This window comes from Pseudoalteromonas tunicata (genome assembly GCF_002310815.1).
Classification (GTDB): Bacteria; Pseudomonadota; Gammaproteobacteria; order Enterobacterales; family Alteromonadaceae; genus Pseudoalteromonas; species Pseudoalteromonas tunicata.
The window spans coordinates 3,387,613-3,411,744 of the sequence record NZ_CP011032.1 but is presented as its reverse complement, the minus strand read 5'-3'; the positions used below and the strand labels follow the sequence as shown (position 1 = coordinate 3,411,744).

16 protein-coding genes and 1 riboswitch are annotated in these 24,132 nt (G+C 39.4%); of the genes, 7 read left to right on the top strand and 9 right to left on the bottom strand.

All coding sequences use genetic code 11. The annotated features are described in order from the left end of the window. Positions 1-6: 6 nt before the first annotated feature. On the bottom strand, positions 7-1,401 hold the full coding sequence (gene mltF, locus PTUN_RS15425) for a membrane-bound lytic murein transglycosylase MltF (RefSeq protein ID WP_009837880.1): 1,395 nt from the start codon (positions 1,399-1,401) through the stop codon (positions 7-9). A gap of 232 nt (positions 1,402-1,633) precedes the next feature. Here mltF and purL point away from each other — a divergent pair, with 232 nt between their 5' ends. Beyond that, a complete protein-coding gene (purL, locus tag PTUN_RS15420) occupies positions 1,634-5,518 on the top strand; it encodes a phosphoribosylformylglycinamidine synthase (RefSeq protein WP_009837879.1) in 3,885 nt (1,294 codons plus the stop codon). 276 nt (positions 5,519-5,794) lie between these two features. Further along, positions 5,795-5,965 (top strand): hypothetical protein, encoded by a 171-nt coding sequence (locus PTUN_RS21810; protein WP_009837878.1) that lies wholly within the window; start codon positions 5,795-5,797, stop codon positions 5,963-5,965. A gap of 462 nt (positions 5,966-6,427) precedes the next feature. On the opposite strand, the gene PTUN_RS15415 is transcribed toward PTUN_RS21810, so the two are convergent. Next, entirely contained in the window at positions 6,428-7,297 is an 870-nt protein-coding gene (locus PTUN_RS15415) for a LysR family transcriptional regulator (protein ID WP_009837876.1), read from the bottom strand. A 142-nt stretch (positions 7,298-7,439) separates the two neighbouring features. Between PTUN_RS15415 and PTUN_RS15410 the strand changes: the two genes are divergently transcribed. Together PTUN_RS15410 and PTUN_RS15405 are read left to right on the top strand one after the other, a co-directional pair. Further along, on the top strand, positions 7,440-8,012 hold the full coding sequence (locus PTUN_RS15410) for a cytochrome b (protein WP_009837875.1): 573 nt from the start codon (positions 7,440-7,442) through the stop codon (positions 8,010-8,012). Between the two features lie 3 nt (positions 8,013-8,015). After that, positions 8,016-8,600: a YceI family protein gene (locus PTUN_RS15405; protein WP_009837874.1), complete on the top strand. Its 585-nt coding sequence runs from the start codon at positions 8,016-8,018 to the stop codon at positions 8,598-8,600. A 4-nt stretch (positions 8,601-8,604) separates the two neighbouring features. Here the strand turns inward: PTUN_RS15405 and PTUN_RS15400 are convergent, their stop codons facing one another. Further along, positions 8,605-9,471 carry a transporter substrate-binding domain-containing protein gene (locus tag PTUN_RS15400; protein ID WP_009837873.1) on the bottom strand — a complete coding sequence of 289 codons (867 nt, stop codon included), beginning with the start codon at positions 9,469-9,471 and terminating at the stop codon, positions 8,605-8,607. Between the two features lie 115 nt (positions 9,472-9,586). After that, positions 9,587-13,153, bottom strand: coding sequence for a methyl-accepting chemotaxis protein (locus tag PTUN_RS15395; protein WP_040643693.1), 3,567 nt, complete (start codon positions 13,151-13,153; stop codon positions 9,587-9,589). A 255-nt stretch (positions 13,154-13,408) separates the two neighbouring features. On the opposite strand from PTUN_RS15395, the gene thiI reads away from it, so the two are divergent. Continuing rightward, positions 13,409-14,866, top strand: coding sequence for a tRNA uracil 4-sulfurtransferase ThiI (gene thiI, locus PTUN_RS15390; RefSeq protein WP_009837871.1), 1,458 nt, complete (start codon positions 13,409-13,411; stop codon positions 14,864-14,866). A gap of 23 nt (positions 14,867-14,889) precedes the next feature. Here thiI and PTUN_RS15385 read toward each other — a convergent pair whose 3' ends face one another. Next, the gene (locus tag PTUN_RS15385; RefSeq protein WP_009837870.1) at positions 14,890-15,816 is read right to left on the bottom strand and encodes a ketopantoate reductase family protein; all 927 of its coding nucleotides are present in this window, start codon (positions 15,814-15,816) and stop codon (positions 14,890-14,892) included. Next, positions 15,809-16,156, bottom strand: a complete 348-nt coding sequence (locus PTUN_RS15380; protein WP_009837869.1) for a VanZ family protein — start codon at positions 16,154-16,156, stop codon at positions 15,809-15,811. Before PTUN_RS15380 ends, PTUN_RS15385 begins: the two co-directional genes overlap by 8 nt. 215 nt (positions 16,157-16,371) lie before the next feature. Between PTUN_RS15380 and PTUN_RS15375 the strand changes: the two genes are divergently transcribed. Next, positions 16,372-16,854 carry a YajQ family cyclic di-GMP-binding protein gene (locus PTUN_RS15375; RefSeq protein WP_009837868.1) on the top strand — a complete coding sequence of 161 codons (483 nt, stop codon included), beginning with the start codon at positions 16,372-16,374 and terminating at the stop codon, positions 16,852-16,854. 161 nt (positions 16,855-17,015) lie between these two features. Next, positions 17,016-17,202, top strand: a riboswitch (cobalamin riboswitch). A 35-nt stretch (positions 17,203-17,237) separates the two neighbouring features. Then, entirely contained in the window at positions 17,238-19,121 is a 1,884-nt protein-coding gene (locus PTUN_RS15370; protein ID WP_009837867.1) for a TonB-dependent receptor domain-containing protein, read from the top strand. A 62-nt stretch (positions 19,122-19,183) separates the two neighbouring features. Here PTUN_RS15370 and msrA read toward each other — a convergent pair whose 3' ends face one another. From msrA to PTUN_RS15355, 3 genes are all read right to left on the bottom strand, one after another. Further along, positions 19,184-19,720: a peptide-methionine (S)-S-oxide reductase MsrA gene (gene msrA, locus PTUN_RS15365; protein ID WP_009837866.1), complete on the bottom strand. Its 537-nt coding sequence runs from the start codon at positions 19,718-19,720 to the stop codon at positions 19,184-19,186. Between the two features lie 97 nt (positions 19,721-19,817). Continuing rightward, positions 19,818-22,910, bottom strand: coding sequence for an efflux RND transporter permease subunit (locus tag PTUN_RS15360; RefSeq protein ID WP_009837865.1), 3,093 nt, complete (start codon positions 22,908-22,910; stop codon positions 19,818-19,820). After that, complete coding sequence (locus tag PTUN_RS15355) at positions 22,907-23,968, bottom strand: efflux RND transporter periplasmic adaptor subunit (protein ID WP_009837864.1); 1,062 nt, start codon at positions 23,966-23,968, stop codon at positions 22,907-22,909. The genes PTUN_RS15360 and PTUN_RS15355 overlap by 4 nt, the downstream gene beginning before the upstream one ends. Positions 23,969-24,132: the final 164 nt, after the last annotated feature.

Here is a 24,132-nt window from a genome sequence, read left to right as displayed (position 1 = left end):
TGTTTATCAGTTAACTGCCGTTGGCTCTAAGGTAGGACTATCTGAAAACTCGGTTTGTTCATCTTTATTTTCATCTAACCAGACTAGAGTATCATAATAGCGACGAATATTGTCAACATAGGTCACCGCAACATCGCCTCTAGCATAGCCATAACGAGTTTTGCGATAGTAGCGTTTTTTTACTAGAAGCGGTAATCGTTTTTTAACTTCGGCCCATTTATCTGGATCTGCGCCTTCTTGCTCGGTGATGACTCTGGCATCATTTACATGGCCCCAGCCAACGTTATACGAAGCAAGCGCAAACCAAAGTCTATCGGGTGAGTTAATTCGTTCAGGAATACTATTGAGCAAACGGGCTAAATAAAGCGCTCCCCCTTTGATATTTTGTTCCGGTTCAAGACGGTTAGTAACACCAACTTGTTTTGCCGTAGGTTGAGTGAGCATCATGATGCCTCGAACCCCAGTAGGTGATTTTGCTTTAGGATCCCACATGGACTCTTGATAGCTCAGTGCCGCCAAAAGGCGCCAATCAAGCTCATTGGCATATTGCATAAACCAGTCTTGATATTTTGGTAGGGTCGTTTTAACCGCATTTATAAATGATAAAGTATTGATATAATTAAATTGACGAACATGACCAAAGTATTTTTCTTCAAGTTCGTGTAATAAACCAGACTGCCGTGTTAAACCAAAAAACTCAATCATTAAGGCATAGAGCGAATCATCATCAGACTCTGCTAGCATCCAAGCGACGGGCTCTTCTTTTGTTACCGAAAAACCAATACTTAGCTCGGGGTGGTAACGACGAAACAGCGCCAAATTGTTTGAGTCGGCAATGGTGTAGTCTAACGAACCATCCAAAATAAGTTGCAGTAACTCAGCTTCATCCATGTCATCGGTTTCTTGCCAAGTTAATTCTTCAAAGCGTAATTTAGCTTGTTTTAAGCTTTCAGCATGACTACTTTGAGACAAAACCATTAAAGAGCCCGAAAGCTGCGAGAAGTTTCGAGGGCGTTCGTTGCCTTGTTTAAATACTAATTTTTGACTGATGCTGCGATATTGCGGTGCAAAACGATAATGTTTAATTCGTTCTTTATTAATAGAAAGTCCTGATGCAATTAGGTCGATATTGCCATTTTTTAAGCGGGGAAAAATATCTGCTCGGCTAAAAAATGGCACAACTTCGAGTTTTACACCTAAAAAATCGGCAAAGGCAGAAGCCAGTTCAAATTCAAAACCAGCTTCACCATCATTATCTAAATAATAAGTGCTTTGACCCACTAAAATCCCAACGCGAAGCTTTTCTTGTTGTACAATTTTTTGTAATTGCGTGGTATTTTCTTGCTCTGTACAGGCAAGTAAAACACAGCAACTAATTAACAAGAAAATAATCCGCATCATAAACTTCAAATAAAGGTATCTGCTTATTTTATAACAGATGTTTGGGAGTGGGTCACGTAACAATCTAAATCGTCTTTTTAAGTTAAGCAGTCTAGAAATCTAAACGTAAATTTGTATTTAGCTTTTAATTTGGCTAATTTTTGATTTTAGAGTTAAAACCAAGTTTTATTTCCACTATAATAGCGCCTTTATTGATATATCGTTCAATCCTTAACCCCGGATGAAAATACCTATGTTGATCCTACGTGGTGCTCCAGCACTCTCTGATTTTAGAATTCAAAAGATCTTAAAAAGCTGTGCTGACGCAAATTTAGCTGTCACAAATGTTTATGCTGAGTTTATGCATTTTGCTGATCTCACTGCTGATTTAAAAGCGGCAGAATTAGATAAACTGAAAAAACTATTAACTTATGGGCCAACTGCGGTTGAGCACACTCCAGCAGGAACGTTAATTTTAGTTACACCACGTCCAGGCACTATTTCTCCGTGGGCTTCAAAAGCTACGGACATTGCAAAAAATTGTGGTTTAAGTCAGGTTCATCGTGTTGAGCGCGGTATTGCTTATTATGTTGAAGGTGATTTCACTGCTGAGCAATTAAATGAAGTGGCTAAATTAGTTCATGATCGTATGACAGAGGCTACACATAATTCACTTGAAGCGGCTTCTGCGCTATTTAAAGTTGAAGAGCCACGCCCTATGTCATCGGTTGACATTTTAGGCGGTGGTCGTGAAGCGCTTGTTCGCGCAAACGTTGAGCAAGGTTTTGCGCTTGCTGACGATGAAATAGACTATTTAGTTGAGAACTTCCAAAAGTTAGGTCGTAATCCTAACGACATCGAATTATTCATGTTTGCTCAGGCAAACTCTGAGCATTGTCGTCATAAAATCTTTAATTCTGATTGGACAATTGATGGCGAGAAGCAGCCTAAATCATTGTTCAAAATGATTAAAAATACCTATGAAGTGAATCAAACAAACGTATTGTCGGCATATAAAGATAATGCAGCGGTAATGAAAGGCTCGTTTGCGGGTCGTTTTTTCCCAAATGCCGAAGGTCAATATAGCTATCATCAAGAAAACATTGAAATTTTGATGAAAGTTGAAACGCATAACCACCCAACTGCGATTGCTCCATTTTCGGGTGCATCAACAGGTTCTGGTGGTGAAATTCGTGATGAAGGTGCGACCGGTCGTGGTTCAAAACCAAAAGCAGGCTTAGTTGGTTTTACGGTATCGAATTTACGTATTCCAGGGTTTGAACAACCATGGGAAAGTGATTTTGGCAAACCGGCTCGTATCGTAAATGCGCTTGATATTATGGTTGAAGGCCCATTAGGTGGTGCTGCATTTAATAATGAATTTGGTCGTCCAAATTTATTAGGTTATTTCCGTACTTATGAAGAACAAGTAAATAGCCACAATGGTATTGAAGTGCGTGGTTACCACAAGCCGATAATGCTTGCCGGTGGTTTAGGTAATATTCGTACTGATCATGTACAAAAAGGTGAAATTCCAGTTGGCGCAAAACTCATTGTATTGGGTGGCCCAGCAATGAACATAGGTTTAGGTGGTGGTGCTGCATCAAGTATGGCATCAGGCCAATCAAACGAAGACTTAGATTTTGCTTCAGTACAACGTGAAAATCCTGAAATGGAACGTCGTTGCCAAGAAGTGATCGATAAGTGTTGGCAATTAGGCGATGAAAATCCAATTGCGTTTATCCATGATGTGGGCGCTGGCGGTATCTCAAATGCGTTTCCTGAGTTAGTTAACGATGGTGGCCGCGGTGGTAAATTTGAGCTTCGTAATGTACCAAATGATGAGCCGGGCATGGCACCGCACGAAATTTGGTGTAATGAATCGCAAGAGCGTTATGTATTAGCTGTTGCCGCTGAAGATTTTGCTCGTTTTGAAGCGATTTGTAAGCGCGAACGTGCGCAATATGCAGTGATTGGTGAAGCGACCGAGGAGCGTCATTTAACAGTTTCTGACAGTCATTTTGATAACAACCCAGTTGATTTACCGCTTGAAGTTTTATTGGGTAAAGCGCCAAAAATGCACCGTGATGTAATGACACAAAAAGCGACGGGTGAAGCTCTAAACTTTGATGGCGTGACATTAGATGATGCAGCTAAACGCTTATTACGTTTACCAACCATCGCAGAAAAAACATTTCTAATCACTATTGGTGATCGCACTGTAACTGGCTTAGTGGCACGTGACCAAATGGTTGGCCCATGGCAAGTACCGGTTGCTGATTGTGCAGTGACTGCTGCAGCATTTGATACGTATCATGGCGAAGCAATGTCATTAGGCGAGCGTACACCTGCGGCATTATTAAACTTTGGCGCATCAGCACGCTTGGCGGTCGCTGAATCGTTAACAAATATTGCTGGTGCTGATATCGGTGATTTAAATAACATTAAGTTATCAGCAAACTGGATGTCTGCTGCAGGTCACCCAGGTGAAGATGCTGGTCTGTATGAGGCTGTAAAAGCCATTGGTGAAGAGTTATGTCCTGCATTAGGTTTAACGATTCCAGTGGGTAAAGATTCAATGTCTATGAAGACACAATGGGAAGAAAATGGCGAGAAAAAAGCCGTTACTGCACCATTATCATTGATCATTACTGCATTTGGCCGTGTTGAAGATATCCGTAAAACGGTTACACCTCAGTTTCGCACAGATAAAGGTGATTCAAGCTTAATTTTACTTGATTTAGGTGCCGGTCAAAACCGTTTAGGTGCATCAAGCCTTGCGCAAGTTTATAAGCAATTAGGTGATGTAACGCCTGATGTTGATAGCCCAGAATTATTAAAAGGCTTCTTTAATGCAATGCAAACCTTGGTTGCAGAGCAAAAATTATTAGCGTATCACGATAAATCAGACGGTGGTTTATTCACGACAGTGGCTGAAATGGCATTTGCTGGACGTGTTGGTGTGACCATTGCTATCGATGCGTTGGGTGACTCTGATTTAGCAGCATTATTTAATGAAGAGCTAGGCGGTGTTATTCAAGTTCGCAATAGCGATAAAGATGCTGTATTAGCTGTTTTAGCACAACATGGTTTAAGTGCGGTAAGTCATGAGATTGGTTCGTTAAACGACACTGATTCAGTGGTATTTACACGTGGTGGTACTACGGTGCTTGAACACAGCCGTGTTGAATTACGTACTATTTGGGCAGAAACAACCTTCCAAATGCAAACGCTGCGAGATAATCCAGCGGGTGCAAAACAAGAACACGAAGCAAAATTTGATGTTAAAGATCCTGGCTTAAATGTTAAGTTAACGTTTGATATCAATGAAGATATCGCAGCTCCTTATATCCTTAAAGGTGCTGCGCCTCGCATGGCTATTTTACGTGAGCAGGGTGTAAACTCGCACGTTGAAATGGCGGCAGCGTTTAATCGAGCTGGTTTTGCTGCAATTGATGTACACATGAGTGATATCCTTGAAGGTCGTATTTCACTTGATGAGTTTAAAGGCTTAGTGGCTTGTGGTGGATTCTCCTACGGTGATGTACTTGGAGCAGGTGAAGGTTGGGCGAAATCAATTCTCTTTAATGATCAAGCTCGTGAACAATTCATTTCGTTCTTTGAGCGCACAGATACCTTTAGTTTAGGTGTGTGTAACGGTTGTCAGATGTTGTCATCAATGCGTGAGTTAATTCCGGGTACTGAGCATTGGCCTCGTTTTGTAACTAATAAATCAGAGCGTTTTGAAGCGCGTTTTAGCTTAGTTGAAGTACAAGAAAATCCATCTGTGTTCTTTAGTGGTATGGCGGGCTCGCGTATGCCAATTGCGGTTTCACATGGTGAAGGTCATGCTGAGTTTAAAAACGCAGCGGCACTACAAACTGCAATAGCATCGGGAACGGTAGCACTTAAGTTTGTTGATAATTATGGTAATCCAACCATGCAATATCCAAACAACCCGAATGGTTCACCTGAAGGTATAACGGCTATTACTAGTTTAGATGGCCGAGCGACTGTGATGATGCCGCATCCAGAGCGAGTATTTCGTACAGTTGCAAACTCTTGGCATCCAGATGAATGGTTAGAAGATAGTCCATGGATGCGTATGTTCCGTAACGCACGCAAAAATATCGGTTAATTAGTAACCTTTAAAAAGCCGCTGAAAAGCGGCTTTTTTGTGGATTAAATTTGTGAGAGATCGCCTAAAAAGTGTAGTGTAATAACTCGTAATTGCATTTTGAGCAATAGAGTATATGTTCTTTTGCTTCATCTATTTTATTGTTTAATATGGTTATTTTAATTTTTAATGTTTTTTGTTAGTAACACTGTCATAAAAAGTTAAATAATATCACCTAGGTAGAGTCAACAGCGGCAACTATAATTTCATCAAACAAATTGCTCATTAGGCAAGAAGATGGACCTTACTAAACTTAATACAGAAGCGGCTAAAAAAAATACTGCTGAAGATGTGATTGGACAATATCAAGCATGTATTAACGAGTTTGAAAAACTTGGTTATGACGATCCTTATTTACAAGAGATTAAAGCTGAAATGCTAAAGCTACAAATGAGTATTTCAGGTTAATAACATAGTAAGCATACAATTGAGTTATAAACTCAATTTTTTTATGGGGATCAAAGTCGCTTTTCAATTTTAAAATTTATTATTTATTCAGGTAGGCTAGTTTAATTTACGTCTCAGTCTCATTTTTCGGTCATCCAAAAACCAATTCACACGCTATAATTTTAGTTCTCCAGTAGTTTATTATCGCCAAAAAATTATATTAGCTACATGCCACAAAGCAGATTTGATATTCTACTGACAAGATGCGGCTAAGTGTTTATATCCTCGATTATGATTTTAAAGGGTTTTATATAATCGGTAATGTCCAACTTTAGCACCATTTTTATACCTGCTGTGATTCCTTCTGGTTTTAAAATTCTAATGACACATTCCATAACGCTTTAATCTAAACAGATTACGACTGATTCTAGATTGTGTAACTGGCCTTATGAGTTATTAAAAGGCCTAAGTGCCTTGTCTTTTTTATAGGTGATTTGACAGAAATTGATAGAGGGTTTTAACTCGATTACTATGTTTTAAATCGCGGTGATAAACAAACCATAATGATTCACTTAATGGCATATCGATTGCCGTAATTTTGTGTAAATCAGGATGCTGTTTAGCTTGCTGCAAATCGAGTGGGCCAATACCAAAGCCATCAATAACAGCTTGATGAACGTCAGGAAAATTATTGCTTTGATAAATCACATTCTCTTCTGGAATATGCTCAGTAATATGCTTTACAAATGGAATGGAGCGTTTACCACCACTGGGTAATACCCAAAAATGTTGCTTAAATTCAGCCGATGAGCTCGGTGATCCATGCTCGGCAACATATTCTTCAGTTGCATAATAAGCAAATTCAACGTCAGTCAATTTTTTTACAATAATGTCGCCATCAACTGGTTTTTTACCAATGCGAATTGAGACATGCACCGCACCACTTTCAAGCGGCACAATATCGTCAGTCGAAACCAGTTCAATGCGTAATTTAGGGTGTTGTTTAATAAATGCTCTTAATGCCGGATTGAGGATTTTAGAATAGGTTAATACTGATGTGATCCGTAAAATGCCAGTAATTTCACCTTCACTATCACAGAGCATATTTTGCAAACGCGTAATTTGGCTGTGCACCTGGGGCATTTTATTTAACAGTAAAAAGCCTGCGTCGGTAAGTTGGTAGCCTCGCTGATGGCGAATAAACAGTTTAATACCTAATGAATCTTCAAGCTGATTGACGTGACGAAGTACCGTTGTGTGGTTGATATTAAGTGTAATAGCCGCCTTACTTAAGCTGCCATCAATCGCGACCTGATAAGCAATGCGATAATCATCCCAACTGGTTTTTTGCATAATGGCGCCGACTAATAATGATAAAAACGAATTTTAGTGTAGCGAGACTGTGCAAAAATGCACATCCATTTTTCATTTTTTGCTATTTTTTAAAAATTCATTTGCCGTACACTGTTATTATCTTTTCGGTTAGGAGTCAATCATGTTTAAAAATACAACAACAAATTATGGAGTCGTAGCAATACTTCTGCATTGGTTGATGGCTGTAGCCATTTTATTTTTATTCGGTTTAGGTCTCTATATGGTCGAATTAACCTATTACGATGCTTGGTATAAAGGGTCGCTCGATTTACATAAAAGTATTGGAGTGAGTTTATTTTTATTGCTGGTAATTCGGTTTGCTTGGCGCTTATTTAACCCAACACCAGCACCCGTTGATAACGCACCTTCGGCAAAAAAGCTTAACCAAGTCGCACACTACATGCATTTGCTGCTTTATGTTGTAATGCTGTGTTTAATGTTAACTGGCTATTTTATTTCTACAGCAGATGGGCGAAGCATTGATGTATTTGGTTTGTTTAGCATGCCTGCATTGCCAATCAGCATTGACCAACAAGAAGATATTGCGGGCGAAATTCATTTTTGGCTTGCTTGGAGCTTGATTACATTTGCGGGTGTACATGCACTTGCGGCATTCAAACATCATTTTATTAACAAAGATCGTACACTCATTCGGATGTTTAAAGTGAGTGAAACTTCATCATTAGGAAAGTAAATTATGAAAAAATCACTGTTGGCAGTCTCATTGGCAGCTGCGTCACTTCTAACATTCAATACCTCAGCTGTAAATGCGGCAGAGTATAAAGTAGATGTTGCTGGCGCTCATGCATTTATCAACTTTAAAATTAAACATTTAGGTTACAGCTGGCTGCATGGTCGTTTTAACCAATTTGATGGTAACTTCTCATATGATGCGGCTAAAATTAATGATTCTCAAATTAGCATTGAAATCGATACTACAAGTTTAGATTCGAATCATGCTGAGCGTGACAAACATTTAAAAGGTAAAGATTTTTTAGATGTTAAAAGTTATCCAAATGCGAGTTTTAAAAGCACGCAAATTAAATTTGATAACGAAACTAACGGTACAGTTACAGGTGTATTTACTTTACATGGCGTGAGTAAAACGATTAGTTTTCCAGTGGAGAAAATTGGTGAAGGTCAAGATCCTTGGGGTGGCTACCGTGCTGGCTTTGCAGGAACAACGTCTTTAAAATTAACCGATTATGGTATTAATTATAATTTAGGCCCAGCTTCAACTCATGTAGAGATTGAGTTATCAATCGAAGGTATTCGCCAATAAAATCTTATGGCGCCACTTTGGCGCCATATTGCCCGACCTCTTGTTGTAGCATGATTTTTAAATCTGAATGAAACTGCTCTGGCAACCAGCGGCTGAGTACTTGGTAATATTGTGGTAATGAATAAATACTAAGAAGAGCTTGGTCAAGTTGTGCAATATTGTCTTTTCCTAATGAATTATTACTACAGCCTATGTAGCCGACACTATAAGAGGGAGCTTCCTTTATAGTAAAAATTTCGATCTCATCAATAAAGCCAAGTTTTTTTGCTAAATAAAGTTGCTCATCGGGATAGCCCAATAAAAGATCAACTCTATTTTTATGTAGCATAGTCATTAAGCTATTAAGCACGTCATTACCTGCACGATATATTTTTTGTTCTGCAGGGATCGACTTTATTATGGCGTCTAAACTTTTACCGAACGAACGATTAGATGAAGCCGCCAGAACTAAATTGTGATTTGAGCTTAGTTCAGCTAAAGAAATAGGGTTATTACTTTGTAATTTTAATTTTAACGCGGTGGATTTCTTCATCATTATGGTCGGGGCTAAACCTATAGTAGAAGGGTGGTTGGAAAAATGAAAGAGTTTAAGTCTTTCAGGTGTTTTATAAAGTGATAGAAAACAAAAATTATGCTGTGGATTAGCCAATTCATGAAGTAGGCGACTGCCAGGTAATTGACTGTAGCTAAAAGAATACCCAGGTAATTGTTGATGTAATAATTCGATAACCCCCCGATCTCGCCCTTGAACTTCTAATTCATCGGTATTGATGTAATAGGGAGCGAAATCAATAATGATCCAATTTATTAGTTGCGCATTAATTTGAAAAGAAATAAAAAAACAGGCGATAAAATAAAGCTTTTTACTCATTTTCCCGCCTTTGTGATTTAAATATTAAAACAAGTATGGTCTATCATCATCAGCAGGCAAATTTAGTTATCGTGATTGCAATTATAAAAGAGGTATGTTGCCATACCTCTTGGTCTTAAACGTTAGCTAAGCGTTTATTTGATTTGTATTTGTCTTGTAAAACAACTTGGTTCAAAGGTAGGTAATCTTGGTCCATCAATTTAAATTTATTTATTAGCGCTTGTAAGGTATCGGCTTGATGTTCAACCTGCTTAAAGTTTGTCGCTAGATTGTTAAGCATCGCTGCATTTTCTTGAGCGCCGCTATCAACTCGTTTTACTGAGTGGGTTACAGAGGTTACTTGGCCAGATTGAAGTTGCATCGCTTCGGTTACTGAGTTGATTACATCTTTTACTTCATGGCTTGAAACCGTGATGTGGCGTAAAATAGTTCCTGATTCTGTAGCAAGTACCACGCCTGATTGCACTTTACTTGCCGACTCTTTTATCAAGACCGAGATTTCTTTCGCGGCAGCGGCAGAGCGTTGAGCGAGATTTCTGACCTCAGCGGCCACAACAGCAAATCCACGCCCTTGCTCTCCTGCGCGAGCGGCTTCAACCGCGGCATTAAGCGCAAGTAAATTAGTCTGAAAGGCGATTTCATCAATCACACTGATAATACTCGACATTTTTTTAGCTGAGTGATTAATTTCTTGCATCGCAGCAATTACTTTTGCAACAACTTGCTCACCATTATTGGCAAAGTCATAGGCTTTAACGGAAAGCTCCATTGATTGCTCAGTTTGATTTACCGTTTTAATAATTGCGTCATTCATTTTTACCATCGCATTGCTGATGGTTTGTAAATTATCAACTTGTTCAAAAACACTTTGATTAATGTGGTTGGTTTCTTGCGATGATTGTTGTGCTTTTTGTGTCACAATATCTGCGGTTTTATGGATATCTTCAATCATCAACACTAGATTTTTGACTGTTTGGTTAATACTTTGTTTTACTAATTCGTATTCTCCCTCACTGTTATAAGAAATTGAATGAGTTAAATCACCCGTTGCAACAGCACCCATCACATGTTTCGTCTGGCCAAAAATAGTGGCTAGGGTATCTGAGGTGGCATTTACAGCCTCAACGAGCTTGGCAAAATCGCCATTACTTTGAATTTGAATACGTTTGTCGAGCTGGCCTTTCGCCAGAGCTTGCATTACATCTGACACTGCATGAACAACAACATCACAGCGAGTTGCGGCATTATTAACATTGTTTTTTAAATCGAGTAATTGGCCTGATGCGTCAACGGCAACTTGCTGCTCAAATTCACCTCTAGCAACCTTTTGCATCACGGCTATAATGTCAGAAATCACAGTGTTGGTATCTTTTGCGGCGGTATTAATACAGTTTTTTAATGTTGCTAAATCACCGTTAGCGAGCACGGTTAACTGGTTAGTAAAATTGCCTTGAGATAGCGATTGCATCACTGAGACTGCATCATCAATAAATGAAGAGGTTGCGCTGGCTGATGAATTAATTGCTAATTTTAATTGTGCTAATTGCCCATTTGCAGGGCTCTGTACTTGGCTGCTAAAGTGACCATTTTCAATATCACGCATCACATTAATAATGTCTGAAATCACGTTGTCTGTATCATGAGCAGCTGTATTTATACAATCTTGTAAGGTTTTGAGTTCACCTTTGCTTGGCACATCAAGGCGCACATTAAAATTGCCTTGAGACAATGATTGCATCACATTTACCGCCCCTGAAATGACCGTTGAGGTACTTTTCGCTGAGTCATTAATCGCTGTTTTTAATTGATTTAATTGTCCTTTGGCTTGGCATTGAATTGTTTTACTGTAGTCCCCTTGCTCAATAGCAGCCATCACAGTGACAATCTCATTAATCACAACTTCGGTATTGATAACCGATAGGTTAATTGCTTCTTTAAAGTTTAGTAAGTCTCCTTGGCAGTCCGTATTTACCCTATTATGGTATTTCCCTTGTTCAACTTGCTGCATTACGTTAACACCTTCTTGTACAAATTGACCCAATGAGCTGGCTGTAAGGTTGACGTTTTCAGTTAACAGTGCGAGCTGGCCTTGATTTTTCCCCTTAGCAACCTGATCAAAGCGACCATTGCGCATGGTTTGCATCACATGGCTAATTTCTTCGATTGCTAGGTCTATGCTGGTGGCTGAGGTATTGATGGTATTTTTTAATATGTCTAGGTCGCCATTAACTTGTACACTGACTCTTGCTTTAAATTGCCCTTCAGCCAATTGTGACATGGTGCTGTTAATGTCTCCCACTGCGCCTTGCAACGAGGTTAGCATTTCATTGAGTGATTTTGCCGCTTGTGCGGTTTCATCATTGCCAAAGACAGGAGCGCGCATTGAAAATTGCCATTTGTCTTTTAGTTTTAATAAAAAATTTGATAATTTTTTAATTGGCATAGCAATGCTCGCTGCAAATCGAATCGCTAAAAATGCAATCAAACCAGTGGCTATAATGAGGCTGATGGTAAATATAGTCGCTAGATTACTTACTAGAATAAACGCTTCACTTTGGTGTTGTTCAGCAATCAGCGCCCATCGATTACCATGAAGATCAATCCCCTCAAATGCGCTTAAGACAGCATCGCCATTATAATTTGTTGTTTCAATAACACCTTTCTCACCTTTTAAAGCACGATTAATATTGTCGTGATTAGCAAGGCGATTGACAGGCTCCGCAAAACTTTTAGCGACTGTCATTGAGGGATCAAAAAAGCTGTTTGAACGCAGTTTTAAATCAGATCCAACTAAGTAAGATTCACCTGTTTCACCTAAACCAAAGTTAGAGTTCATAACTTGGGTTATTTTATCCAGTGGTAATTGCAAAATTAATACACCTACGAGCTCACCCTGTTCAAAAACTGGGGTTGAAATAAAGCTAGCAGGAGATGCGTAAGATGGCGTGTAAGGTTGGTAATCTATCATGCTGACTGAATTATCTGCACTTTTTCGTGCCTGTTCAAATGCATGTGCAAGACCGCTATCTTTATATGGGCCATTTATTAAATTGGTTGCAAAATCCACCTCTTTATAAACGCTGTAAATAACATTTCCCGAAGTTGCATCAACTAAAAAAAGGTCGTAATAACCAAAGTCGGTTACAAATTGGGCTAAATCAGGGTGAAATTTTTGATGTGCTAAATCATAGGGTAAGCCATCTTTATTACTTTGTAGTAAGTGCTTTGAGCCAACAGGATAATGATTATTACTGATATAAACGGTTTGTAAGTCTCTGGCAGGTTCGGAGAGTTGTTCATAAATCGCATCAACATTAATCGACTGAGTGCTTTTTTCTTTATAGGTCGCGGCAAATTTAGAGTGATAAAAATCGGATAACTGAGAAGTATCTTGTTTTGCCACAAGGCCAAAACTCTCACTAAAAGCATTAAAGCTCTGCTTTAATGCTGATTGATGTGAGAGGCTTTTAAGTTGTTGGGTTGCTTGATTCAAATAGTTTTCTATTGCATTGGATTTTAGGCTTGCAATCGCAGATAGGTTATCCGCTTTGATATTATGAATTGCACTACTTGAATTATAGAGTGCGGTAATGGCTAACAAGGTTGCAGGTAAAATGCCAATAAGTAGGAGTAAATAGGTTAACTTTTTCTGTAACGTGAGTTGATTGAACATGCTCATCATGCCAGCGTCCTTACTAGTTAAAATAAATTGAGAGATCAGTACTTAAAGAAGTATAGGTACAATTTAATATTTTGTAGTAAAAGCAGGTTATTTATCTTTAATGATGCGTTTTAGGTATTTTGTTAGCTGTTATCTATAGTTATATCATTACATCGAGAGAGTAATCTGTGGTTGTAGTGCGGTTGTGTAACAAATTTCCTACTCATGGTCTCTTTTGCTATAATCGCGCGCTTGTCGCTGAGTGAGTAGATTGAGATGTTTAAATTTATTGTTAAATTGCACCCTGAGATTTCTATTAAGAGTCGTCCGGTCCGTAAACGCTTTACCAAGTTATTAGAAAATAACATTAAAATTGTAATTCGTCGTATCGATGAAGCTGCAAAAATTATTAATAACTATGACAATGTCAGTGTGGTCTCAAAAAGTGATGACCCATTAATACGTGAAGCCTTGATAGATGGATTAAAAAGAATTCCAGGAATTGTGCAATTTATCGAAGTGCAAGAAATCATATTTGAAACCTTAGATGATATTTACCAAGCTACCTTAAAGCTGAATTACGATATTGTGACTGGTAAAACATTTTGCGTTCGTTGCAAACGCCAAGGAAAACATGAATTTACATCAACTGATGTCGAGCGTTATGTTGGTGGTGGTTTAAATCAAAATGTGCCAGGTGCAAGTGTTCGTTTAAAACATCCTCAAGAAACAATCAAGATTGAAATAAAGGATCAGCGTGCTTATATTGTGACAGAAACGCATTTAGGCATTGCAGGCTTTCCATTACCAACACAAGAAGATGTTTTGTCTTTGATGTCAGGTGGATTTGACTCTGGAGTTGCAACCTATCAAATGATCCGCAAAGGCGCACGCACACACTTTTTGTTTTTTAACTTAGGCGGCGCAGCACATGAAATTGGTGTGAAGCAGGCTAGCTACTTCTTATGGGATAAATACAGCTCAACCCATAAAGTAAAATTTATTAGCGTAGATTTTGAACCTGTTGTTGCTGAAATCCTCGAAAATGTTGAAAACAGCCAAATGGGCGTGGTGCTTAAACGCATGATGATGCGTGCCGGTAGCTTAGTTGCTAAACAATTTGGTATCGATGCCTTAGTGACCGGCGAAAGTTTAGGTCAAGTTTCGAGTCAAACCTTAGCCAATTTAAACGTAATTGACCAAGTCACTGATACGTTAATTTTACGCCCGCTCATTCAGTACGATAAGCAAGAAATTATTAATATTGCTCGTCAAATTGGTACCTCAGAAATGGCTGAGTCGATGCCAGAATATTGTGGTGTCATTTCTAAAAAGCCGACGGTAAAAGCAAAGCTTGAGACGATTGTAGCTGAAGAAACGAAATTCGATTTTGATATTCTTCAAACTGTGGTTACTAATGCGCGTGTAATGGATATTCGTGATATCCAAAAAGAAGCCAAAGAAGAAGTAAAAGAAGCTGAGTCTGTGCAAGACTTACCAAGTGGTGCTGTGGTGGTTGATATTCGTTCACCTGAAGAGGAAGATGCTAAGCCGCTTGAGCTAGATGGTATTGAGGTTATTCATTTGCCGTTTTTCCGTATTGCCACTAAATTTGGCGACTTACCACAAGATAAAGAGTATTACCTTTATTGTGCTAAAGGGGTGATGAGCCAGTTACAGGCGCTAATACTGCATGAAAATGGATATCACAATGTCAAAGTGTATCGCCCCTAGTTAAGCGAGCAATACTCAGTGAATTAATGTAAAGGCGTATCGAAAGGTGCGCTTTTTTTTGCTTTTTCTAAAGCAAGAATGGCATGAAGCATTGCAAGATTATTTGGCGTATCAATATGTTGCAGTTTTGCCATTTCAACCACATAACCACAAATTGCCGATATTTCAGTTGGTTTACCAAGAGTAATATCGCGATTCATCGATGAGTAGTTAGCAGCTGTTGAGCGCATTACTTGATAGGCTAAATGCAATGCTTTTGCTAACTCTAACCGCACACCTTGCGACTGTGCCACTAAATACACTTCATAAACTAAATTAAAAACTTCAGTGGCAAATTTTGGCGCGGTTAATTGGCCATTTTGTACTTCATATGCCGCACTAAGCGGGTTAATCGCTACATTAATCAGTAGTTTATGCCATAAAAGCTGATCAATGTCTGCCACTAAATTTAAGTTTTGCAAGGCGGGTTTTAAAAACTCAGCAACGCGATGCTGTGTTTGTTTAGCTGCATGGTTAATGGGTCCTAAATTACTAGCACCTGAACCGGTATGAATGACATGTAAGGGCGATGCTTTATAAGCTGCTTGTGTGGTTGTTAAAAAAAATAACTGCTGCTGAGCGATTAGTAGCGGGGCGATTTGTTCAATGCTTCCCATGCCATTGTGGCTTAAAATAATGACCGCATTTTTTGTTAGCCGCGGTTTTATTTGCATAAATGCATCAAGAACAGCAAACGCTTTAGTTGGAATAATGACAAACTCAATAGGCTCAATATCGTTATTGGCTTGATTTTTAAAGTCACACAATTCAACAGTTTTATCTAATTGATATTGATATTGTTTAGCTGAATTTGGCTGTTTTAAGCAAAAAGTGACATCGGCTACTGATTTTAAGAAATAGCCATACAGCAAGCCAATGGCGCCTTGGCCAATTATGTGGACTCTAGGCATTTTTTTTAGCTCGTTTTTGCCAAAGCATGAAGACGATAAAATAACTAATGGCACCAAGCGTATCAGCAATAAAATCCCCTAATGATGCCTGACGATGGGGCAGAGTATCTTGCATTATTTCCACTGCACCACCATAAGCGGCCAAAATAAGCACGTAAACCCAAATTGGCGCTTTGAATGCATGTGATAAAAGCGCCGCTAAAATAAAGAAAATACCAAAGTGAGCTACTTTGTCGATGTGAGGAAATAATATAATGCCAGACTTAATTTCTTTGGCAAACAAAGCAGTAAAGACTAATACAGCGATAAAAAATAATATTTGATAAATGCGTCGGCTCACAATACGAACTCTTAGATAAAATAGGCCGCTAGTATAACAAACAAACCCCGTGAAATTGATGGTTTTTTGTTAAATCGGTTGCCATTTTAGTCTTTGGTTACAATTTTTATTTCGCTGTCCAGACAGGCTTTTTTAGTTATCGTAATTAAACTTGTTTTTTGAATGTCGCCACTGATATGGGTATAATCAGCCCATTATTTTATAGGAGAGCACTTATGCCATCTTTTGATATTGTATCTGAAGTTGAAATGTCTGAAGCACAAAATGCAGTTGATAATGCCAATCGTGAAATTGCGACTCGTTTTGATTTTCGTAATATCGATGCCACATTTGAGATCAGTAAAGAAACCATCACTATGCATGCTGATGCTGATTTCCAGCTGCAACAAATGTTTCCAATTTTGACTGGTTGCGCTGTTAAACGTGGTTTAGATGTTAAAAGCTTTGAAGTAAAAGAAGTTTCTTATACTGGTCGTCGTTGTAGTCAGCAAGTTGCTGTACAGCAAGGCATCGAAAAAGAAATGGCGAAAAAAATCGTTAAATTAATCAAAGATGCAAAAATTAAAGTGCAGGCGTCGATTCAAGGTGAAGAAGTGCGGGTAACAGGTAAAAAGCGTGATGATTTGCAAGAAGCGATGCAATTAATTCGTACCTCTGATTTAGGTCAGCCTTTTCAATTTAAAAACTTTCGCGATTAATTCTTTGTCGCAAAATTAAAAACAAGTAAGCGCGAAAAAACGCTTGCTTGTTTTATCTAACTCCTTTCATAGACATCTGAACGTCCATTGACAATTCTTGCTATTCTCATCACAATACGCGCCATTGTGCCTATCACGTTTAAGTCAAAACTATTTTTGATATGCGCATTCTCAATTTAGGTGCCTCAAACAAGCAAATTATTATTAACGCTTGTTTATAAGAGGATAATCGGGAAGTTGGTGCCATGTTTATGAAATCCAACGCTGCCCCCGCAACGGTAATAGCGTCACTCTTTAATAATGTCTGACAGCCTAAGCCCGGAGACCGGCCTTAATTATTTATTAGCTACTTACATTTGTGCGGTGGGCACAAAGGAGACATCATGTTTTACCAATCTAAAACTGCACTTGCGGTGTGTGCTGCTATTTCTTTCAGTATTAATGCTCAAATCAATTCAAACGAACAACCTATTGAACGTATCACAGTTACGGCTAATAAATTTGAGCAAGTGCTTAATCATTCCCTCGCGACAGTTAATATTATTGATCGTGCTGAAATTGAACAATCAAATATTCGCGACTTGCCTTCGTTGTTAAATACAGTGGCAGGTGTTGATTTGGTCCGTAACGGGGGCTTTGGCCAAAAAGCCGATATTTTTGTGCGTGGTGCAACAGCAAAACACACGTTGGTTTTAGTCAATGGTGTACGTATTAGTGATGCCAATTCTGGCGCTGTTTCGTTTACTAATATTCCAGTTAACAGCATTGAACGTATTGAAGTGGTAAAAGGTGCTCGCGCGGCTATTTATGGTTCTGATGCCATTGCTGGGGTCATTAACATTATCACTCGTCAAGCAACAGAGCATGAGATTTCAATTACTACCGGTTCAAATAATTATATTAATTATCAGCAAGTCGGCAGCGTTTCGGCTGAGAATATAGCGCTTAGTTTTAACCTTGGTTTTGAAGAAACGGATGGCTATGATGCCACTCAAAAAGACCCAACCTTACCTGTAAGCAAAGATCATGATGACGATGGTTACCAAAATAAAAACCTGGGTGTGAACCTTGCCTATGATGCAGCCGATTTAGGGGTATTTGCCCTAGTTGCTCAATATAGCGAAGGTGAGGGAGAGTATGATAATGCTTGGGGTAACGATGCTTATGAGTTTGAAAACTATACCAGCAAATTATCATGGTCGAAAAAGGTAGCGGATTTTGCACACTATGCTTCGTTAAGTTTTTCACAAGAAGAAAATACTCAAACAGGCACGGATGTTCAACAAGTTTATAGCACAGAGCGTGTAGATCTTGAATACCGTGGTTTATATACGTTATCAGATGCCGTGCAAATTACTGCTGGATTCAATCGTTTAACTGAGGATTTAGGTCGTGCTTCAGCCGAGCTTTCAATTGCTGAACGTGATAACCAGGCTTTTTTCGTGGGCGGTTTTTATCAAGATCATAAATTTATAGCCAATGCCGTGGTGCGCACCGATGATTATGAACATCACGGTCGTGCCAATACGTACACCACAGGTGTGGGCTATCAATTTAATTCTCAAACGACGTTTAGAATCAATCATGGTACTGCGTTTAGGGCGCCATCACTGACAGATGCGTTTGTAAAAAATAGCCCTTGGTATTTACCTAATGAGCAAATTAAACCAGAAGAAGCGACCAATAACGAAATTGGTTTTAGTTTAGATACCGGTTCGGCTCAGTACGATGTCGCAGTATTTCGTAATAAAATTGATAATTTAATTGCCAATAAATACGATGTTGCGACTAAAAAGTACATTCCATACAACGTCGACTCTGCCACAATGGAAGGGGCTGAGTTTAGCGCGAATGTGCAGGCTTTTGGTATGAGTCATAATATCAATTTAACGTTATTAGATGCAGAAGATGATCAAGGCAAAGATTTAGTTCGTCGCCCTTCAGAAACATTTAATTATTCAATATCAAAAGCATGGGATTTATTAGATGTGAGTTTGGCGATGCAATACCGCTCATCACGTCCTTCATTAGCACTTTATAATGCCGCAGCGGGCAAGTCTGAAGCGACAACATTGCCAGCATTTACGATCTTTAATTTATCAGCAAACTACGAAGTTTTTAATGGCTTTAAGTTTCATGCTCGTATTGAAAACTTAACAGATAAACAATACATCACTGCAGGTACAGGTTATACCGCAACGGGTGAAGTATTAGGTTATGTGCCATTAGGTCGTCAGGTTTATGTTGGTGGTAGTTACCGCTTTTAATTGTGACTAACAAGACAAAATAACTAAGTGAAAAGGCGAACACTGATTCGCCTTTTTTGTACTTATTCAATGAGGTAATTGGTAAAAATTGCGCTAAATTTTGCAATTTTTGGGGCGATCATAATGCTGCAATACCCTTGGTTCGGATTGGCATTGTAATAATCTTGATGGTATTGCTCAGCAGAGTAAAACACAGGAGCTGGGCTGAGCTCAGTCACTATCGGTGCCGATAACGTCGGTTGTAAGGCCGCGATTTTTTCTTGGATGCTTTGTTGTTGTTGGTCGCTGTGATAAAAAATCACACTACGATATTGCGTACCAATATCGTTACCTTGGCGATTAAGTTGCGTTGCATCATGCAAGACAAAAAACATAGCTAACAGTGTGTCGAAAGTCACCACTGTTGGGTCAAATTCAATTTGAACGACTTCGGCATGTCCTGTTTGTCCAGTGCAAATTTGTTGATAGGTTGGCGCTACTATTTCGCCTCCGGCATAGCCAGAAAGTACTTGCACAACGCCTTTTACTTGGCGAAAAGCGGCATCGATACACCAAAAACAGCCTCCACCAAAAGTTGCTAATTCTGTTTGAGTTGTCATTCACAGTCCTCAGTAAAAAACAGCGTATTGTTGGTCAATACGCTGTTATTGTAATCCGGATCACAATTGGTCATAGTCACCGCAGTGACAGCTTAACTTATTGAGTAGGATGATCTTTGTCTTGTTGCTCTAACTTATGCAATAAAAACTCAGGTGATTGGGTTTTCTTCGCTAAGGCATAATACGCACAAGGTACAATAAATAAAGTTAATACGGTGGCGGCAATAACACCGGTAAATACCACGATACCAATGACCATTCGGCTTTCAGCACCTGGGCCTGTTGCCATGACCAAAGGCACTGAGCTCATCACAGTCGTAAGTGATGTCATAACAATTGGACGCAAACGTTGGCTTGCAGCTTGAATAATGGCTTGTTTAAATTCAATGCCTTTATCACGTAACTGATTAGCAAATTCAACAATTAAAATACCATTTTTAGCACTTAAACCAATCAGCATTACAATGCCTATTTGACTATAAATATTAATGGTTGAACCGCTAAAATGCAGACCGAGCAGTGCGCCAACCAAACCTAGCGGTACCGTCAACATGATAACAAAAGGATGAATAAAGCTCTCAAATTGAGCCGCTAATACCAAAAAGGTAACCATTAACGCCAAAACAAATACTGCGGTCATGGCTGATGCACCTTCGTAAAACAGCTGCGACTCACCTTTGTAAGCAATTGAGCCTTCGATGTCGTTTTCTTCAAGTGCTACGGTATTTAAAAAGTTGAGCGCTTCTGAAAGTGGATAGCCATCAGCTAAGTTAGCACTGATAGTAATGGCGCGCATTCGATCAAAACGGTTTAGCCGTGCTGCGGTCGCGCTTTCGGTTAAAGTGATTAAACTATCAAGCGGTACAAATTCCCCAGAGCGTGATTTTAAATAAATGTCGGCAATGGCTTTTGGGTCGCTAAAGTTATCTTTAGTGCCTTTAATCATCACGTCATATTCTTCACCTCGGTCGATAAATGTCGTGACGCGGCGTTGGCCGAGCATTGATTCAAGAGTACGACCAATTTCAGCAACAGAAATCCCTAAGTCGGCAGCTTTGTTTTTATCGATATGGACTAAAAACTGTGGAAATGTCTCTTTATAATCGTGGTCAATACGAACCAAGCCCGGATTGGTTTTAGCGCGCTCTATTATTCTATCGCGCCAGCTGGCTAATTCATGGTAATCGTTGCCTTGTAAAACAAATTCTACTGGGCGGCTATTACCGCCGCCGCCAATCCCTGAGCGCATAATGGCAAAGGCGCGTACATCGGTTACGCTTTGAAGCTCTTGACTGATTTCATCCATTACTTGCCATGTTGAGCGGGTGCGGTTTTCCCAATCATCCATCCCAACAATAGCAACACCACCTTGACCGCCCCAACCAGGTACTCGAACCAACACCCGGCTCAGCTCTCCTGACTCGGCATAAGGCAGTAATTTGTCTTCAATTTTAGCCATGTTGGCCGCATTATTTTCATAACTTGCGCCTTCTGGGCCATTCATCATGATGAAAAATGTTCCACGGTCTTCTTTTGGTGTCAGCTCTGAAGGTAAAATTTGCATCAATAAGAAACTGGCGACTGCGGCTAGAATCAGCACTAATGACATGCTGTTGGTTTTTTGCAAATTACTTTCAAGTACGGCTTGGTATTTTTGCTCAACGCGCGTTAAAAAACGCTCAACCATTTGGTTAAATTTAGATTCTTTATTCGATGGTTTGAGTAATTTTGAGCACAATGCCGGAGAAAGCGTCAGCGCCGTAATACTTGAAAAAATAACCGCAGCGCTCACCGCCATGGCAAATTCAGTAAATAAACTTCCAACGCGGCCTTCCATAAATACTAACGGCACAAATACCGCAATCAGCACTAAGGTTGTGGCAATAATTGCAAACCCTACTTCACGCGCACCACGATAGGCTGCCAGTAAACGAGGCTCGCCCAGTTCAATACGACGGTGAATGTTTTCAAGCATTACAATGGCATCATCAACCACTAAGCCAATGGCAAGTACCAAGGCTAATAAAGTTAATAGATTAATCGAGTAACCCATGGCATATAAAAACATAAAACTACCAATTAGGGCGACAGGTACGGTAAGAGCTGGAATAAGCGTGGCGCGTAAATTACCTAAAAATAAATAGATAACTAGCACAACAAGGATCATCGAAATAATTAAGGTGCGATATACTTCGTTGATTGATTCGCTAATAAAAATAGATGAATCGTAGCTATCTTCGATGGTGGTGCCTTGCGGTAAACTTTGTTTAATTTTGTTAAGTTCGGCGCGAGCATTTTCAACCACGGTTAAGGTATTGGCTTTAGCTTGTTTAATGATGCCAAGGCCAATCATATTGCGGCCATTACCTCGAAACAGGTTTTCTTCATCTTGGGCTTCAAGTTTAACGTCAGCAACTTCGTTTAATCGCACTAAATAACCATCAAGGCCACGTTTAACAACAAGGTTTTCAAAGTCTTCTTGGTTTTTATAGCTGCGAGCGGTGCGTACTGTAAAGTCACGGTCAACTGATTCAATTTCACCAGCTGGTAACTCAACGTTTTCGGCGCGTAATACGGTTTCGATTTCAGATGCTGTGATGCCACGAGCAGCCATTTGGTCTCTGTTGAGCCAAATTTTCATCGCATAACGACGCTCACCGCCAACACGCACATTAGCTACGCCATCAACGACCGCAATGCGGTCAACAATATAACGTTGTGCGTAATCAGACAGCTCAAGCGAGTTCATGGTATTGCTGTTAAGTACAAACCAAGCAATTGGGCTATCGTCGCTATCAGATTTTGTTACCTCAGGTGGGCGTACTTGATCTGGCAGATTATTGAGCGCCCGCGATACTCGTTCGCGCACATCGTTTGCTGCGGCATCGATATCACGATTGATATTAAATTCAATTGTGATATTTGAGCGACCATTACGACTTGAAGAGTTGATGTTTTTTATCCCTTCAATGCCTGATATTTGGTTTTCGATTATTTGGGTGATTTTTGTTTCAATAATTTCAGATGACGCCCCCGGATATGAAGTGCTAATTGAAACGATCGGTGTATCAATATCGGGATATTCGCGCAGTGGCAACATAGAAAATGCTACTATGCCAAAAGTAAGTAACAACAGGTTGATTACGATTGCAAAAACCGGTCGTTTGACTGAAATATCGGTTATTTTCACTGTGCGTCACCTTTTACTTCAACGCTGCTACCTGGGCGAATTTTAATGATACCTTCAGTAACTACTTGTTGTCCTTCGCTTAGCCCTTGTGCAATCGCTACCTGACCGTGTAAGCGTTGTAAAATAGTCACTTCTTTACGGTTCGCTAGGCCATTTTCTACTACATAAACAAAGTGCTGATTTTCAATTGGAATAATCGCTTTCTCAGGAACTAAAATCGCATTAAATTCAGACAGTTTAACAAAAGTGTGTAGTAACATGCCTGAGCGTAATTGCTGATTTTTGTTATCAAAACTAGCCGTAACAGGCACACTACGCGTAGCTGGATTGATACGAGAGCTAATGTTGCTGAGCACACCTGAAAAGGTTATATCTGGGTATGCAGGGCTTTTTGCTGTTACAACCATATTAGGTTTTAGCGCTGCAAGGTATTTTTCGGGCACATTGAAATCAACTTTAATGGTGCTGATGTCATCAAGAGTAGTGATTTCGTTAGCGCTAGTAATAAATGCACCCGGTGAAATTAAGCGCTGTCCTAAGCGGCCTGAAAATGGTGCGGTAATGGTCATTTCGGCTAACTTTATTGTTGCTGAAGCGAGTTGCACCTGAGTAGCTTCAAATTTAGATCGCTGTTCTTCAAGTAATGATTTTGCTGTGGCTTGGCTTTTTGCAAGCTCAGTTAAGCGATTGAGTTGTCGTTGCTCTTCTTTTAAATTAATTTGCAGTTCTGCTACTGCAGATTTTTCTTGTTCTGAATTAAGCTGAACGAGTACTTGACCTTTTTTGACTATATCTCCGTCATTAAAAAATACTTCGGTAACGTAGTCATTTTGTGCACTTTTAATAAAAATAGCTTCATTGGCTCTGCTAGTGCCGAGGGATTCTAAATCGATACTTTGAGTTTGCATCGTGACATTAACTGCACTCACAATGACAGGTTTATTAGCAAAGGTTTGATTTGCATCAGAATGCTTGGGTAAATATAAATAGATACAAGTTACAACCAGCAGTATGATTAAAAATGGGAATAAAATTTTACCTAATTGATAATTGCGCATAAGTTAGTTTCGCTATGGTTAGGGGCTAAGTAGTTTACGTAATACTGACTAAAATTGATCTACCATGTATCTCATAAATAAGGCAATTGACCGTAAAAGCAATGTCTTATTAGGAACAATCATCGCTATGTTTAAAGTGTAAACAGTGTTGTATTGTTTTAACA

What these genes read in the sequence shown, in the direction of transcription:
- mltF (WP_009837880.1), bottom strand. Translation starts at nt 1,401, where the DNA reads ATGATGCGGATTATTTTCTTGTTAATTAGTTGCTGTGTTTTACTTGCC.
- purL (WP_009837879.1), top strand. Translation starts at nt 1,634, where the DNA reads ATGTTGATCCTACGTGGTGCTCCAGCACTCTCTGATTTTAGAATTCAA.
- PTUN_RS21810 (WP_009837878.1), top strand. Translation starts at nt 5,795, where the DNA reads ATGGACCTTACTAAACTTAATACAGAAGCGGCTAAAAAAAATACTGCT.
- PTUN_RS15415 (WP_009837876.1), bottom strand. Translation starts at nt 7,297, where the DNA reads ATGCAAAAAACCAGTTGGGATGATTATCGCATTGCTTATCAGGTCGCG.
- PTUN_RS15410 (WP_009837875.1), top strand. Translation starts at nt 7,440, where the DNA reads ATGTTTAAAAATACAACAACAAATTATGGAGTCGTAGCAATACTTCTG.
- PTUN_RS15405 (WP_009837874.1), top strand. Translation starts at nt 8,016, where the DNA reads ATGAAAAAATCACTGTTGGCAGTCTCATTGGCAGCTGCGTCACTTCTA.
- PTUN_RS15400 (WP_009837873.1), bottom strand. Translation starts at nt 9,471, where the DNA reads ATGAGTAAAAAGCTTTATTTTATCGCCTGTTTTTTTATTTCTTTTCAA.
- PTUN_RS15395 (WP_040643693.1), bottom strand. Translation starts at nt 13,153, where the DNA reads ATGATGAGCATGTTCAATCAACTCACGTTACAGAAAAAGTTAACCTAT.
- thiI (WP_009837871.1), top strand. Translation starts at nt 13,409, where the DNA reads ATGTTTAAATTTATTGTTAAATTGCACCCTGAGATTTCTATTAAGAGT.
- PTUN_RS15385 (WP_009837870.1), bottom strand. Translation starts at nt 15,816, where the DNA reads ATGCCTAGAGTCCACATAATTGGCCAAGGCGCCATTGGCTTGCTGTAT.
- PTUN_RS15375 (WP_009837868.1), top strand. Translation starts at nt 16,372, where the DNA reads ATGCCATCTTTTGATATTGTATCTGAAGTTGAAATGTCTGAAGCACAA.
- PTUN_RS15370 (WP_009837867.1), top strand. Translation starts at nt 17,238, where the DNA reads ATGTTTTACCAATCTAAAACTGCACTTGCGGTGTGTGCTGCTATTTCT.
- msrA (WP_009837866.1), bottom strand. Translation starts at nt 19,720, where the DNA reads ATGACAACTCAAACAGAATTAGCAACTTTTGGTGGAGGCTGTTTTTGG.
- PTUN_RS15355 (WP_009837864.1), bottom strand. Translation starts at nt 23,968, where the DNA reads ATGCGCAATTATCAATTAGGTAAAATTTTATTCCCATTTTTAATCATA.